Genomic DNA, 13,413 nt, shown 5'->3' with positions numbered 1-13,413 from the left:
GTACCGTGGCTCCGTCGGGCGTTTGGTAGCTGTTTTCATGGGTGTTGGCGACCGGAATATTTAAATTGCCATCGCCAGTAGTATGAGTCACCAGAACGCCTCCAGCGTTCCGGCAGTATCGTGCGATGCCCGTAGAATGACAGGGAACCCTACTTATCAGGTGCTGGCTGCCGCCACGCAGTCCCAACTGTCGCGTGCTGGAGCGGTAATGGCATAGAGGTGTTAAAACATGGCAGAGTCAATCGACGAATCCGAAAATATCGAAGTAACAGACGACGACATCGAAAACAAATCGAAAGGCGAACTGATCAAACTCGCCGGTCAGCTCCGTGACCGACGAAACGATCTCAACCAGCTCGCATCCGAGCGTGCGTCCAAGCGCGACGACCTGAACGCGAAGACTCGCGAGAAGGTCGACGAGGCCCAGGAACACCGCGAGCAGCGCGACGAGCTCAACTCCCAGGTCCAGGAGCACAAGGAGAAGCGCAACGAGCTCAACGCCGAGGCCAACGAGCTGTTCGATCAGGTCGAGGAGATGAAATCCGACCTCGAACTCGACGAGGGCAGCTCCATCGAGCAGCTCAAAGAGGAGATCGAGGATCTGGAGTTCAAACAGCAGACGGAAGTCCTCAACCCGGAAGAAGAACGGGAACTGATCGAGAAGATCGAGGACAAACGCGAACAGCTCCAGGAGAAACAAGAGAAGCTCGACCAGACCGGTGACGTCGAGGAACTCAAGGCGGAAGCCGAGGAGATCCGCTCGGAGGCCTCCCAGCACCACCAGAAAGTCACGGAACTCGCGGACGAGGCCCAGAAACATCACAACCAGATGATCGAGGCCTACCGCGAGGCCGACGAGATCCGTGACGAAGCCGACGAGATGCACGAGAAGTTCGTGGAGGCCCAGGAGGCGGCCGACCAGCACCACGAGGACTTCGTGCGCGTCCAGAAGCGCCTGCGCGAACTCGACAAGAAGGAGGAAGAAGAGGAACGCAGCAAGCGCGAGGAAGAGCAGGAAGCCGCACGCGAGGAGGCAGAGGAGATCTACCAGAAGTTCAAGGAAGGCGAGACCCTCGACACCGAGGACCTGATGAAGCTCCAGAAGACGGGGCTGCTCTAGACGACGCGATATTTGCTTTCGTTTTCCGCCGGCCAGTGGCGACGCTGGCCTGATGCGGTCCAGTCCGAACCGGCCCGCTAGACGGGCCGAACCGCCGGCCGGTGTCGGTCGAAGGCTGGTAGTTTTACTGTCGTCGGGCACCGAGGCTCTGGTATGAGCGGTGGACAAGGACGACTGTGGGCGCTGGGTCGTGGCGTCGTCGCGCTCGTCTGTGTGCTCGGAATCGTGGCGCTCGCGTGGCTACTGCTGGTCGTCTACCCGCAGGACCTGACGACGTTGTTCGGGGTGGTGCTGGTCGTGTCGCTCCTCCCGCTGGCCGTTCGGGCGGGCGGGTCCGTGGCCAGCGCCGTCCTCCCGGGGTACAACGTCGCCGAGGTCGCGGTCGAGGGACCGATCACGCGGTCGACCGGCGGCAGTCTCGTCTCCAGTCCGACCGGGGCCGACGCGGACGCCATCGTCGAGCAGATCGAACGGGCCGACGCAGGGGCGGCCGAGGCCCTGCTCGTGAAACTCAACACGCCGGGCGGGGAGATCGTCCCGAGCGAGGACATCCGGCTGGCCGCCGAGCGGTTCGACGGCCCGACCGTGGCGTACGCGACCGACGTGTGTGCGAGCGGGGGCTACGACATCGCCAGCGGCTGTGACGAGCTGTGGGCGCGCCGCGGGAGTATCGTCGGCTCCATCGGCGTCATCGGCTCGCGGGTCAACGTCAGCGACCTGGCCGACGAACTCGGGGTGAGCTACGAGCAGTTCACCGCCGGCGAGTACAAGGACGCGGGCCTGCCACTCAAAGAGCTCTCCGAGGACGAACGGGAGTACCTCCAGGGGATCGTCGACGACTACTACGACGACTTCGTGGATACCGTCGCCGAGGGGCGGGACATGGACCCCGAGCGAGTCCGTGAGACGGAAGCCCGGATCTACCTCGGCGGCGAGGCCCACGACATCGGGCTGGTCGACGAGATCGGGACGCGCGAGGACGTGGAGGATCGACTCGAAGCGCGACTGGGCGAGTCGATCAGCGTCAAGGAGTTCACGCCGTCGCTGGGCCTCCGTGACCGCATCGGCGGCGGGGCGGCGTCGGTCGCCTACGCCTTCGGTGCCGGAATCGCGAGCGTGTTCGACGACGGAGACGGGTTCGACTTCCGGTTCTGAGTCGGTCTGCAATGTTTTTTATCCGTTGGCGCACCAACAGTCGGTCGTGACCACGTTGGTGGCGTGTATCGACCGGACGGGGAACCTCGGTGCGGAGCCGCCGGTCGTGGGGTGGGAGGCCGTCCAGTCGCTCGTGACGGATCTCGGGGTCGCCGACCCCGAGGACAGCCGCGTCAACTGCGTGCTGGAGGCGTTGCGGGTCACGCGTGATCTGCGCGACGACGGCGAGGACGTGGTGGTCGCGGTCCTCTCGGCGGCCGGTGATTCGGTCTCGGCCGACCGGGCCGTCGCGCGACAGACCGAACAGCTCACCGACGAGTACGACCTCGAATCGGCGGTCGTCGTCGTCGACAGCGCCGAGGACGAACGGCTGGTCCCTATCGTCGAGAGTCGCGTGCGCGTCGACGCCGTGGACCGCGTCGTCGTGCGCCAGGCCCGCGACATCGAGTCCACCTACTACCTGCTCAAGCAGTTCCTCGCCGACGAGGAACTCCGGAAGACGGTCCTCGTCCCCGTGGGCGTCGCCTTGCTCGCGTTCCCGGCGCTGATGACGCTCGCGGACAGTCCGGCGGTCGCGGCCGGTGCCATCGCCGCCGTCATCGGCGTCTTCTTCCTCTACAAGGGGCTGGGCATCGACTCCGTGCTGGCCTCCTTGCCCGGCCAGATCCAGAACGCGCTCTACTCGGGGCGGGTGTCGCTGGTCACCTACGTCGTGGCCGTCGGACTGGCGCTGATCGGTATCTTCGCGGGTGCTATCGGCGTGTCCGCGACCGCCAACGACGCGCCGTTCATCCTCGCGATGCGTTTCGCCTTCGACGCCATCCCGTGGCTGACCGCGGCGGCCTTCGCGGGCTCTACCGGCCGCCTGCTCGACGAGATCATCCGCGACGACCGGGTCCGCAGCGCCTACGTCAACCTGCCGTTCGGTGCGGTCGCGGTCGGGCTCGTGGTTCGAGGGTTCTCCGCGTTCTTCCTCGAAAGTGCGGGCGTGTTCTCGGCGTTCCGGATGCCGGCGATGGACTTCGGTGCCGTCTCGATCCAGGGGATGACGCTGGAACCCCGGATCCGCCTGTTGCTCTTTATCCTCGCCGGCATCTTCGTCTCGCTGGTCGGCGTGCGCTTCTCCTCGTACTTCAACGAGTCCGATCTCGAAGAGGAACTCGCCGAACAGAGCGACAGCTAATCTCGTTCTGTGACGACGAAACCCGACGGTGAGACGGTCGCTTCGTCCTCGTTCCCGGTCGCGTACTGGAACAACGCGGCCTGTGACACGCCGTGGATCGTCGCACACAGCAGGATCGTCGCCACCGGAACGAGCAGGAATCCGAGGAACGGCGTCCAGAAGCCGAGTGGCTCGACTCGATAGCCGGTCACCACCGATCCCAGTCCGAACGCCGCGCCGATCCACAGGCAGACCGTCGAGATACCTCGGTTCACCTGCCGCGTGAGCAACGACTCGACCCAGACCGCCTCGGTCACGGCCTCGATAGTGTCGAGGTTATCGCGCAGGTCGCCAGTCCCGAGGACCGCTATCTGAATGGCTGTCAACAGCCCTGTCCCGACGATCACGTCGAGGATGACGGCCGCTTCGTCGCCGAAGACGCCCTCCAGTATCGGACGCCCAGCCCAGGACGCCAGGCCGACGGTTCCGACGACCAATCCGACGATCAGGAGCCGCCGTCTGTTCCGCCAGGCTGCCAGCAGCCCGATCAGCGGGGGTCGCGCTCCCTCCCGGAGGACCGCGTCGCTCTCGTAGTACAGTGCGCCGAACGCGAACGTCGTCAGTACTCCGCCCACGACGAAATACGAGGCGTAGAGGACCGTCCAGACGACTGGGCCGCCGTTCGTGATGTAGATGCCAGCACCGACCGCTACGACGAGACCCACGACGAGTGCCGTCAGCACGATCGGGTACACGAGGAGCGTCGGCTGTCGAATCACGACCCGTCCGGTCGCGGCGATGGCGGATAACGCTCGGTGGACGTGTGGCAAGCGTCGCATCGATCCAGGATCGGGTGCTTCGCTATCGTACAAAAACGCTCGGACGGGAGCGGCGAAGCTATACGTGCGAATCGACAACCGACGAGCATGGCAGACGACGGCGCGTGGGTCAGTCTCTTTTCGGGCGGCAAGGACTCGTCGTGGGCGCTGTACCGCGCGCTCGAAACCGGACTGGCGGTCGAGCGACTGGTCACCGTCCACCCCGAGGGCGACTCGTACATGTACCACGTCCCGGCCACCGACCTCGCCGCACTGGCGGCGGAGAGCGTCGGTATCCCACTCGTGGACGTACACCCCGACGACTTCGAGGCGGAGACGGCGACCGACGCTGGCGAACAGGGCGACGCGGAACTGGAACCGCTGGAGGCCGCCCTCCGCGACCTCGACGCCGACCTCCCCGGTGGGATCGCCGGGCTGACCGCGGGCGCGGTCGAGAGCGAGTACCAGACCAGCCGGATCGAGGCGATGGCCGACCGGCTCGGGGCCGACCTGTTCGCGCCGCTCTGGCAGGAAGACCCCCGCGCCCTGGCCGACGCGATGCTCGATACGGGCTTCGAGATCCGGATCATCCAGGTCGCGGCCTACGGACTGGACGAGTCCTGGCTCGGCCGGACGCTGGATCGCGACGCCCTGGCGGACCTCGAAGCCCTCAACGAGGAGTACGGCGTCCACGTCCTCGGCGAGGGCGGGGAGTTCGAGACGCTGGTGACCGACGGGCCACACATGGACCGGCCGATCCGACTGGAGTACGATACCGTGTGGGAAGGCTCGCGGGGCTACATCCGGATCGAGGACGCCCGGCTGGAGTGATACGGTCAGCTCCGGTCCACGTCGTTTCCCGTGGCGCGTGCCGTCGAGTGCCCGAGCGACTGCGAGGGTGCGAGACGGACGCGCGAGGGACGAGCACCGCACGGAGCGACCGGGGGGAGCGAGTGCGGAGCGCAGTCGGCTGGGGAGGGTGTGGTCCGCGTCTGGGTGGATAGACAGGGGCCGCCCGCTGGCCGACGGCGGGCGACGAAAGCACTGGACCGACCGAGCGACGCGAGGGAGGGAAGCGCGCAGCGAGGCCCCCGAGGTCAGCGGGCGGGGGCTGTCGAAGTGACGTTCGCGGCGGTGGTGTTCGTGGCGGTGGTGTTCGCGGCGGTGCTCACTCGGCCTCGAACGCCTCGGCCCACTCCAGCAACGGCTCCAGCCGCCGGCCCAGTTCCTCGCCGTCTTCGGTCAGTTCGTACTCGACGCGGGGCGGGATCTCGTCGTACTGCTCGCGCCGGAGCAGTCCCGCCGCTTCCAGCTCGTCCAGTCGCGTCGAGAGCGTCGAGGTACTCGCATCCGGCAAATGCGACTCGATCTCCCCGAACCGCACGCGCTCGTGGATGGCGACGATACAGACGAGATCCATCACGTACTTCCGGCCGAGCAGGTCCATCACGTCCGACAGCAGGCAGTAACACCCGCCGTCCTCCAGGGTACAGGCGATCTCTGACATACCTTCCGTTCCTCGCAGTTCCTCCAACACTTTGGACTTCACAGCTTAATAGCTTCGGGTATCGAAGTATAGATGGAGAAGTCCAATGACGGCAGAATCAGACTCGATACGGATCGAACCGGCCTTCGAACCAGCGGCAATCGAGATCCCCGAACCCGTCGGCGACCGGATCGCCGACCTGTACGGTGTCGAGACGGTCCGCACCGCCGAGGACTGGCTGGTGGCGCTGGCGACCGCGCTCGACTCGACGGACGGCGAGCCACTCGGCGTCGCGGATCTCTGTACGACCGACGAGTCGCCACACGTCCTGGAACGTGACGGCGAGCGCCAGGCCTACCAGTGCGTGTACGACCCGATGATCGTGCCCTTCCTGACGGACGAACCGGCGGACGTGACGACGGCGTGTCCGACGACCGGGGAGACGGTGACGCTGGAAATCCGGGACGGGGCGGTCGACGTGACGCCGGAGACGGCCGTGTTCTCCATCGGCGTCGACGCCAGCGGCGCGGCCGAACCGCCGTCCACGCCCGCCGAGAGCTACGGGTACGTCTGTCCCTACGGCAACGCCTTCGCCGACTGGGACGCCTACGAGGACTGGGCCGCGGACACCGACGCGGTCACGGCGGCGATCCCGCTCGAGTACGGTGTCTCGCTGGCCGGCGAACTGGGCAGACGGATGGCAGAAACGGAGCGGTAAGGAGGCGAGCCGTCAGTTCCCGTTCGTGATCTGGGTGTGCGCGCCGATCAGTGCGCTCGCGAGGTCGAGGTTCTCGACGTGGGTCTCCTTGTCGATGATCGAGTCGCGGATCTCACAGTCCTCGATGGTGGCGTCGGAGAAGACGACGGCCGACTCGATGGTCGAGTCGATCACGTCGGCTCCCGGGAGGACGTGGACGTTCTCGCCGATGGTCGAGCCTTCGACGGTAGCGCTCTCGGCGACGAGTTGTCCCCCGTCGAGTTCCCAGGCGACGGCTTCGAGGTAGCTCTCGGGGGTCCCGATGTCGTACCAGGCGTCGTCGAAGGCGAAGGCGTAGGTGTCCTCGCGGGACTGGAGCCACTGGATGAACCAGCCCGGTTCGTCCGGGTTGTTGTCGCCGTCGAGGTACTCCGCGAAGCGGATGCTCTCGGCGGGGAACGCGTAGCAGGCGATGGAGACCAGCGTGCTGTTGGGGTCCTCTGGCTTCTCCTGAAAGTCGACGACCTGCTCGCCGTCCAGTTCGACGAGGCCGTAGGACTTGGCCTTCTCCCGGGTGCCAACGTCGTAGGCGGCCAGCGTCGGCGCGCCCTTCTCCTCGAAGTAGTCGAGGAAGTCCGCGGTATCGAAGCCCATCAGGTTGTCGCCGGCGACGACGAGCAGGTCGTCGTCGACGTTCTCGCGCTCGACCAGCTGGGCCAGCGCGCCGACGACGCCGAACTTCTCGTCCTCCTCGGTCGTCTCCTCGATGGAGAGTTGCGGTTTCTCGTAGCCCTCCTGCTCCACGTGGGCCTCGAAGTCCGGCGCGAACCGCTCGTTCGTGCTGACGTAGACGTCGTCGATGCGGTCGTCGGTCTCCAGTTCCGTGAGGATACGGTCGATGACTGTCGTCTCTCCCACCGGCAGGAGCATCTTCGGTCTGTGTTTCGTGACCGGCCACAGCCGCGTCGCGTAGCCCCCGGCGAGAACCACTGCTTCCATGTCCGGAGCGTCACTCTACGGGGCTAAGTTCTTTTTGGACCCCGCACGTTTGGGTACCGTCTTTTCCAGTCGTTTGCGTCGTCCAGAAGAAGTATGGTAATCGGACCCAAACGGCCGCCATGCGCGAGGCGAAGACGGACAAGACGACCCGCCAGCGCGTGACCGAGCGGCTCCGCGAGGAGGCGATGCCCGCCGCGGCCATCGCCCGGGAGTTCGAGATCGAGGCGAGCGCGGCGATCAGCCACGTCGAACACATCGCCCAGTCGCTGGAACACACCGACGAGCAACTGCTCGTCGCGCCGCCGACCTGTCGCGACTGCGGGTTCGACGACTTCGACGACCTGCTGAACCGGCCCGGCCGCTGTCCGGAGTGTAAAAGCGAGAGCGTCGACGAACCGGCCTTCCGGATCGAGTAACGGCGCGACCGATCCCCGACGAAACCGGGAGACGACGCTCCCGATGCCCGGGTGTCGAGAACTGACAGGTCACTCGAAAGTAGCAAACTATAGGGCGTTCAACGGGGATGGGGGGAACGTGCGCGGAACAGTGGGCGCCGTCGTGCGGACGGCACTGGTGGCCGTGGGGATCGCAGTCCTGCTGACCGGCATCGTGACGCTCGCGTTTCCGCAACTGCTGACCGGGGTTCTGGACGGCGGTCAGCAGGAGCCGCGGGTGCCGAGCCAGCGCGGCGGGACGGCCAGCTGGGGGATGAACTCCCTGGTTACGTCCGTCGTCGGAATCGTCGCCGGGATGACGATCACTGCCGCGGGGCTCGCGGTCCCCGGCCGGTCGTCCCGCTTTCTCCTGCGTGAACAGGCGTTCACGCGGACCCAGCGAATCGCCGTCCTGCTCGGGACGGTGTTCGCCGTCGGTCCGCCGGCACTGCTGGCCGCGGGATTCGACTTCGGCAACTCGCTGTTCGCCCTGCTCGGGTCGGTCCTGCTGGCGTTCGTCGGGGCACTGATGGTCCTCGTCGGGACGACGCGGGGCCTCCAGACGAGTCAGCGCCGACCGCCGAGTCAGAACTCGTAGTTGGACTTCGAGGAGAGATCGAGGTCGTCCTGCTCGCCCGGGCCGACGCCGACGAACGCGTAGTCCTCGTCGGTCAGGTAGACGGCGCCGTCGGCGACTTCGATCTCGACGGCCTGCAGATACGCGCCCTCACAGGGGCCGTAGGTACACAACCCGGAGTCGGTCTCGAAGTACGCGCCGTGGTTGGCACAGATCACTTCGCCGTCCCGCATCGGCGCGCCCGACCCCTTGTCCAGTTTGATGTGCGTGAAGTGCTGGCAGTAGTTGAGCCAGCAGGCCAGTTCGCCCGCTCGCGGGTCGTCCTGTCCGTCCTCCCCGCTGGCCCCATCACCGTCGGTGACCCGGACGATGATCGCCTCTTTCTCCTCGTCGGTCTCGCGATTTCGGACCCGGAACAGGAACGTAGAGTCCGTCGGCACGTCGTCGACGGCCGCGATCCGGCTGTCCTCGTCCATGTCGGATCGTGGACTGTCTCGGGTTTCAACGCCTCGGTTCGCGACGCGCCCGACTCGCTAACTTAACGGGGCCGGCCCTCCGACGGTCGGGTATGTCCGGGCTGCTCGTCTACGGATCGTACGGGTACACGGGGGAACTGATCGTCGAGGACGCCGTCGAGCGGGGGCTCGACCCGATCCTGGCCGGCCGCAACGAGCGCAAGCTCTCGGAACAGGCCGCCGCGCTGAACTGCGAGATGGCGGCGTTCGACCTCGACGACCGCGCCGCCGTCACCGACGCCCTCGAATCGGTCGACGTGGTGCTGAACTGCGCCGGCCCCTTCGTCGAGACCTACGAGCCGATGGTCGAGGCCGCAATCGAGACCGGCACGCACTACCTCGACATCACCGGTGAGATCGACGTGTTTCAGGCCGTCGCTGGCTACGACGAGCGGGCCGCCGAGGCCGGCGTCATGCTGATGTCCGGCGTCGGCTTCGACGTGGTGCCGACGGACTGTCTGGCCGCCCACCTCGCCGAGCGCCTCCCCGACGCGACCCACCTCGCGCTGGCGTTCAAGGGACTGGCCGACATCTCGCCGGGGACGATGAAGACCATGCTCAACTACGCGGGCGACGGCGGCTACGTCCGCCGGGACGGCCTGCTGGAATCCGTGCCGGCCGTCTACCGGACCCGCAAGATCGACTTCGGGTCGGGCGAGCGCTCGGCCGTGACCATCCCCTGGGGCGACGTGGTCACCGGGTACCACACGACCGGCATCCCCAACATCGAGGTGTACATGGCCGCGCCGGAACCCGCCATCTGGGCGATGCGCGGGACCCGCCCGGTCGCGCCGTTGCTCGACATCGGCCCCGTCAAGTCGACCCTCCAGCAGGTCATCGACACCGCCGTGACCGGTCCCGGCGAGCGGACTCGGGAACGCGGCCGCGGGTACGTCTGGGGCGAGGTGACCGACGAGGACGGTGGCCGAGCAGTCTCCCGACTCGAAACTCCGGAAACCTACAAGCTGACCGTCGAGTCCTCGCTGGAGATCGCCGAACGCGTCCTCGACGGCGACGCACCGACCGGCTACCAGACGCCCGCCGGGGCCTACGGCCCGGATCTCGTCCTCGACCTGCCGGGCGTCGAACGCGAGGACGTGATCTGAGATGACGGCCGAACTCACCCGTCGGGCTCGCATCGGGTTCGCCCTCGCGCTGGGTGGGTTCGCCGCCGCCCTGGCGGGCGCGCTGGCCTACCTCCCCCTCGGGCTCGAATGGCCGGCGGCGGTCGTCGTCGCCGGCGCGATCTACGTCCTCCTGCTGTTCGAGACGCTCCTCGACGACGCGACCTTCGGCGGGGAGTGACTCACTCGTAGTACGCGCGCTCGATCCGCTCCTCGAACAGCCGGGAGAGCAGTTTCGTCATCGGGCCGGTCCCGATCTCGATCCCGTCGACGCTGGCGATAGGTCGGATCTCCCACGTCGTGTTCGTCAGGAAGGCCTCGTCCGCGTCCCGGACGTCGCCGATCTCGTAGCGGCCGGGTTCGACCGGGAACTCCTCCTCGCGAGCCAGGTCGATCACTACGTCCCGGGTCACGCCGGGCAGGATGTCACAGTCCTCGCCGGGCGTCTTGAGAACGCCGCCGTCGACGAAGAAGACGTTGCTCGTCGCCCCCTCCGCCACCGCGTCGTCGAACGTCCGGAGCAGGGCCTCGTCGGCACGGAAGGCGTCGGTCTCGGCCCGCCGGAGTTCGAGTCGGGCGCGGATGCCGTTCAGGTAGTTGTGGGTCTTTGCCGCCGCCGGCGTCGCCGCGTCGGGCGTCCGCCGGGTCTTGACGGTCTGGACCACCGCCGGGTCGTCCCACGGCGTCGTCCCCTCGACGCCGCCTCGGGGGAGCGCTTTCACGAGCACGACCACCGTCGGATCCACGTCGGGGTCGGGCGTCAGCTTCCCGGGCTGGACGCCTCTGGAGACCGAGAGCCGGACGTAGGCGTCGTCGAGGTCGTTCGCGTCGAGGGTCGCCTGCACGCGCTCGCGGAGGTCGTCGGGGACGGCCTCGGGAAAGCCCAGCAGGTCGCAGGTGTTCCGGAGCCGGGCCTCGTGGGCGTCCCACTCGAAGACCGTACCGCCGTAGGCGCGCAGGGTCTCGAAGGCCGCGTCGCCGTACATGAATCCGCGGTCGCGGACGCTGACGGTCGCGTCCGCGGCCGGCACGATCTCGCCGTCTACGTGGTAGCTGTAGTCTGACATCTGTCACAGAAGGCCGCGATCAGTCGTTTGCCGATGTCGGTCAGGATGCTCTCGGGGTGGAACTGCACGCCGTAGTGGGGCCGGTCGCGGTGGCGCACGCCCATGACGACCCGCGGTTCCCCGGGCTCGTCGGACGCCGCCTCGCCCGCTCGGTCGACGGTCCAGGCGGTCTCGGCCAGCACGTCGGGCAGGTCGGCGCGCTCCACGGCCAGCGAGTGGTACCGGCCCACCTCGAAGCGCTCGGGGAGGTCGGCGAACAGGCCTCGCCCGTCGTGTTCGACCGTCGAGGGCTTCCCGTGGACGACCGCCTCGGCGTGCCCGACCGGCGCGCCGTTGGCCGCACACAGCGCCTGGTGGCCGAGACAGACCCCGAGCGTCGGGACATCGAGGGCCGCGAAGATCGGCACCGACACGCCAGCGTCCGCCGGCGTGCCCGGGCCGGGCGAGACGACGATGCCGTCCGGATCGAGGTCGCGGATTTCCGGCACCGTGATCGCGTCGTTCCGGCGGACGAGTACCTCGCCGCCTCCCGACTCGGCCACGACGCCCCACGACGGATCGGTCACCACCTCGCCCACGTACTGCACGAGGTTGTAGGCGAACGAGTCGTAGTTGTCGACGACGAGGACTCTCACGGCTCCCCTCCGTCGCCCGTCTCGGGTGATCGCTCGCCGTCGTCGCTCTCGCCGGAGCGGCGCTTGCCCCCGTCGGTCACGGCTTCGACTGCCAGGTCGCCCTGCCGGCCCAGCGCCTCGTCGACCGCCGTCACCAGCGCCCGCGCCTTGTCGAGCGTCTCCTCGTACTCCCGTTCGGGTTCGGAATCGTGGACGATCCCGGCCCCGACACGGAGGTGGTACTCGTCGTCGTAGCGCACCAGCGTCCGGATGACGATGTTCAGCGTCGCCCGGCCGTCGAACCCGAAGATCCCGACGCTCCCGGTGTATGGCCCGCGGCGGGTGGCCTCGACTTCGTCGATGATCTCCATCGTCCGGGGCTTCGGCGCGCCGGTGATCGTGCCGCCCGGGAACACCGCCGCGATGGCGTCCGCCAGGTCCGCGCCGTCACGCAGGCGGCCCCGAACCTCCGAGACCAGGTGCATCACTTCGCTGTACCGGTCGACGCGCCGGTAGTCCGTGACCTCGACGCTCCCGAACTCGCTGACCTTCCCGAGGTCGTTGCGCTCCAGGTCGACCAGCATGGCGTGTTCGGCGCGTTCCTTCTCGTCGGTCCGGAGGTCCCGCTCCAGTCGCTCGTCCTCGGCCGCGGTCTCGCCCCGGGGGCGCGTGCCGGCGATGGGTTCGGTCACGAGCCGGTCGCCCGCCCGCTCCAGCAGGAGTTCGGGGCTGGCGCTCACCAGGTCGACGCCGGGGAACTCCACCAGCGCGGAGTAGGGTGCGGGGTTGACCCGCCGGAGCGCGTCGAAGGCCTCGACCGGGTGGACCGCCGCCGGAGCCGTCAGCCGCTGGGAGACGTTCGCCTGGAAGGTGTCGCCGTCGCGGACGTACTCTTTGACCCGGCGAACGCGGTCGGCGAAGGCCGCCCGGCCGCAGTCGCTCTCGAACCGGGCGGTCTCGGCCGCAGTCGGCGGTGGCCCGACCGCCGGATCGCCCGTCGTCGCTCGCTCGACCAGCTCGTTCGCCCGCGCCAGTCCGTGATCGTACGCCTCCGCGACCGGTCGCCCCTGCTCGCCACTGGGGTCGATCCGCGGGCAGGCCGTTACCCGAAGCGTCGCCTCGCCGGCCCCGTCGCGGGGTTCCTCCCACGCGGCGAGGCGGTCGTACAGGGCGACCTGTACTCGCGGGAGGTCCCGATCACGGTCGGCGTCGCTCGGCAGTTCCTCCAGTTCCCGGGCGAGGTCGTACGAGAGCCAGCCGACCGCGCCACAGGGGTAAGGTACGTCGCAGTCGCCACGGACCAGCGACTCCGCGGCGAGGCGGTCGCCCAGTGCCGACAGCGCCGGTCCATCGTGGGGGCCGACGGTCACCCAGTCGACGGGGTCGACCCCGAAGTAGCCCCACCCGGACTGGCCGCCCGTGGTTTCGAGGTAGACGCCGTCCGGGGTGTCGTCGGTTCCCTCGCCGGCCGGGCGGGCACGCCGGTAGGCCGTGAAGGGGTCGTCGACCGTGACCCTGACCTCGACGGGCACGCGCGTGCCGGGCGAAACGCCGTCGGCGACGCTCCGGAAGGTGGTCCCGTCGGTCACGACCGTCGGCGTCGTCATCTACCGAAAGAGAACAGATACAGGAGTAACCGTCTTGC

The 13,413-nt window shown here is 67.8% G+C and carries 16 protein-coding genes; 9 read left to right on the top strand and 7 right to left on the bottom strand.

The window, feature by feature from the left end; translation table 11 throughout:
* Window positions 1-229 precede the first annotated feature (229 nt).
* From ACOZ4N_RS09480 to ACOZ4N_RS09470, 3 genes are all read left to right on the top strand, one after another.
* Window positions 230-1,120: a coiled-coil protein gene (locus tag ACOZ4N_RS09480; RefSeq protein ID WP_424019679.1), complete on the top strand. Its 891-nt coding sequence runs from the start codon at window positions 230-232 to the stop codon at window positions 1,118-1,120.
* Between the two features lie 153 nt (window positions 1,121-1,273).
* The gene (sppA, locus tag ACOZ4N_RS09475) at window positions 1,274-2,275 is read left to right on the top strand and encodes a signal peptide peptidase SppA (RefSeq protein ID WP_424019678.1); all 1,002 of its coding nucleotides are present in this window, start codon (window positions 1,274-1,276) and stop codon (window positions 2,273-2,275) included.
* A gap of 46 nt (window positions 2,276-2,321) precedes the next feature.
* The gene (locus tag ACOZ4N_RS09470) at window positions 2,322-3,458 is read left to right on the top strand and encodes a DUF373 family protein (RefSeq protein WP_424019677.1); all 1,137 of its coding nucleotides are present in this window, start codon (window positions 2,322-2,324) and stop codon (window positions 3,456-3,458) included.
* Here ACOZ4N_RS09470 and ACOZ4N_RS09465 read toward each other — a convergent pair.
* The gene (locus ACOZ4N_RS09465; RefSeq protein ID WP_424019676.1) at window positions 3,455-4,276 is read right to left on the bottom strand and encodes a hypothetical protein; all 822 of its coding nucleotides are present in this window, start codon (window positions 4,274-4,276) and stop codon (window positions 3,455-3,457) included. The two genes, ACOZ4N_RS09470 and ACOZ4N_RS09465, sit on opposite strands and share 4 nt — an antisense overlap.
* Window positions 4,277-4,363: 87 nt before the next feature.
* Between ACOZ4N_RS09465 and ACOZ4N_RS09460 the strand changes: the two genes are divergently transcribed.
* Window positions 4,364-5,086 (top strand): diphthine--ammonia ligase, encoded by a 723-nt coding sequence (locus tag ACOZ4N_RS09460; RefSeq protein WP_424019675.1) that lies wholly within the window; start codon window positions 4,364-4,366, stop codon window positions 5,084-5,086.
* A gap of 337 nt (window positions 5,087-5,423) precedes the next feature.
* Here the strand turns inward: ACOZ4N_RS09460 and ACOZ4N_RS09455 are convergent, their stop codons facing one another.
* The gene (locus ACOZ4N_RS09455) at window positions 5,424-5,762 is read right to left on the bottom strand and encodes a winged helix-turn-helix transcriptional regulator (protein ID WP_424019674.1); all 339 of its coding nucleotides are present in this window, start codon (window positions 5,760-5,762) and stop codon (window positions 5,424-5,426) included.
* A gap of 85 nt (window positions 5,763-5,847) precedes the next feature.
* On the opposite strand from ACOZ4N_RS09455, the gene merB reads away from it, so the two are divergent.
* Window positions 5,848-6,459 carry an organomercurial lyase gene (merB, locus tag ACOZ4N_RS09450; RefSeq protein WP_424019673.1) on the top strand — a complete coding sequence of 204 codons (612 nt, stop codon included), beginning with the start codon at window positions 5,848-5,850 and terminating at the stop codon, window positions 6,457-6,459.
* Window positions 6,460-6,471: 12 nt separating this feature from the next.
* Here merB and ACOZ4N_RS09445 read toward each other — a convergent pair whose 3' ends face one another.
* Complete coding sequence (locus tag ACOZ4N_RS09445) at window positions 6,472-7,437, bottom strand: sugar phosphate nucleotidyltransferase (RefSeq protein ID WP_424019672.1); 966 nt, start codon at window positions 7,435-7,437, stop codon at window positions 6,472-6,474.
* Between the two features lie 119 nt (window positions 7,438-7,556).
* On the opposite strand from ACOZ4N_RS09445, the gene ACOZ4N_RS09440 reads away from it, so the two are divergent.
* A complete protein-coding gene (locus ACOZ4N_RS09440; protein ID WP_092689373.1) occupies window positions 7,557-7,853 on the top strand; it encodes a transcriptional regulator in 297 nt (98 codons plus the stop codon).
* Between the two features lie 118 nt (window positions 7,854-7,971).
* On the top strand, window positions 7,972-8,469 hold the full coding sequence (locus tag ACOZ4N_RS09435; RefSeq protein ID WP_424019671.1) for a hypothetical protein: 498 nt from the start codon (window positions 7,972-7,974) through the stop codon (window positions 8,467-8,469).
* Here ACOZ4N_RS09435 and ACOZ4N_RS09430 read toward each other — a convergent pair.
* Window positions 8,457-8,924, bottom strand: a complete 468-nt coding sequence (locus ACOZ4N_RS09430; RefSeq protein ID WP_424019670.1) for a Rieske (2Fe-2S) protein — start codon at window positions 8,922-8,924, stop codon at window positions 8,457-8,459. The two genes, ACOZ4N_RS09435 and ACOZ4N_RS09430, sit on opposite strands and share 13 nt — an antisense overlap.
* A 92-nt stretch (window positions 8,925-9,016) precedes the next feature.
* Between ACOZ4N_RS09430 and ACOZ4N_RS09425 the strand changes: the two genes are divergently transcribed.
* The gene (locus ACOZ4N_RS09425) at window positions 9,017-10,069 is read left to right on the top strand and encodes a saccharopine dehydrogenase family protein (RefSeq protein ID WP_424019669.1); all 1,053 of its coding nucleotides are present in this window, start codon (window positions 9,017-9,019) and stop codon (window positions 10,067-10,069) included.
* 1 nt (window position 10,070) lies between these two features.
* Window positions 10,071-10,268 carry a hypothetical protein gene (locus tag ACOZ4N_RS09420; protein ID WP_424019668.1) on the top strand — a complete coding sequence of 66 codons (198 nt, stop codon included), beginning with the start codon at window positions 10,071-10,073 and terminating at the stop codon, window positions 10,266-10,268.
* A 1-nt stretch (window position 10,269) separates the two neighbouring features.
* On the opposite strand, the gene ACOZ4N_RS09415 is transcribed toward ACOZ4N_RS09420, so the two are convergent.
* Genes ACOZ4N_RS09415 through pabB form a run of 3 tightly spaced genes read right to left on the bottom strand, consistent with a single transcriptional unit; the run spans window position 10,270 to window position 13,375 of the window.
* Window positions 10,270-11,154 (bottom strand): aminotransferase class IV, encoded by an 885-nt coding sequence (locus ACOZ4N_RS09415; protein WP_424019667.1) that lies wholly within the window; start codon window positions 11,152-11,154, stop codon window positions 10,270-10,272.
* Window positions 11,130-11,819 (bottom strand): anthranilate synthase component II, encoded by a 690-nt coding sequence (locus tag ACOZ4N_RS09410; protein ID WP_424019946.1) that lies wholly within the window; start codon window positions 11,817-11,819, stop codon window positions 11,130-11,132. The genes ACOZ4N_RS09415 and ACOZ4N_RS09410 overlap by 25 nt, the downstream gene beginning before the upstream one ends.
* Window positions 11,786-13,375 (bottom strand): aminodeoxychorismate synthase, component I, encoded by a 1,590-nt coding sequence (gene pabB / locus ACOZ4N_RS09405; protein WP_424019666.1) that lies wholly within the window; start codon window positions 13,373-13,375, stop codon window positions 11,786-11,788. The genes ACOZ4N_RS09410 and pabB overlap by 34 nt, the downstream gene beginning before the upstream one ends.
* Window positions 13,376-13,413: the final 38 nt, after the last annotated feature.

Source organism: Halorientalis pallida (genome assembly GCF_049605515.1).
GTDB classification, from domain to species: Archaea; Halobacteriota; Halobacteria; order Halobacteriales; family Haloarculaceae; genus Halorientalis; species Halorientalis pallida_A.
This window is presented reverse-complemented; position numbering and strand designations above follow the sequence as displayed.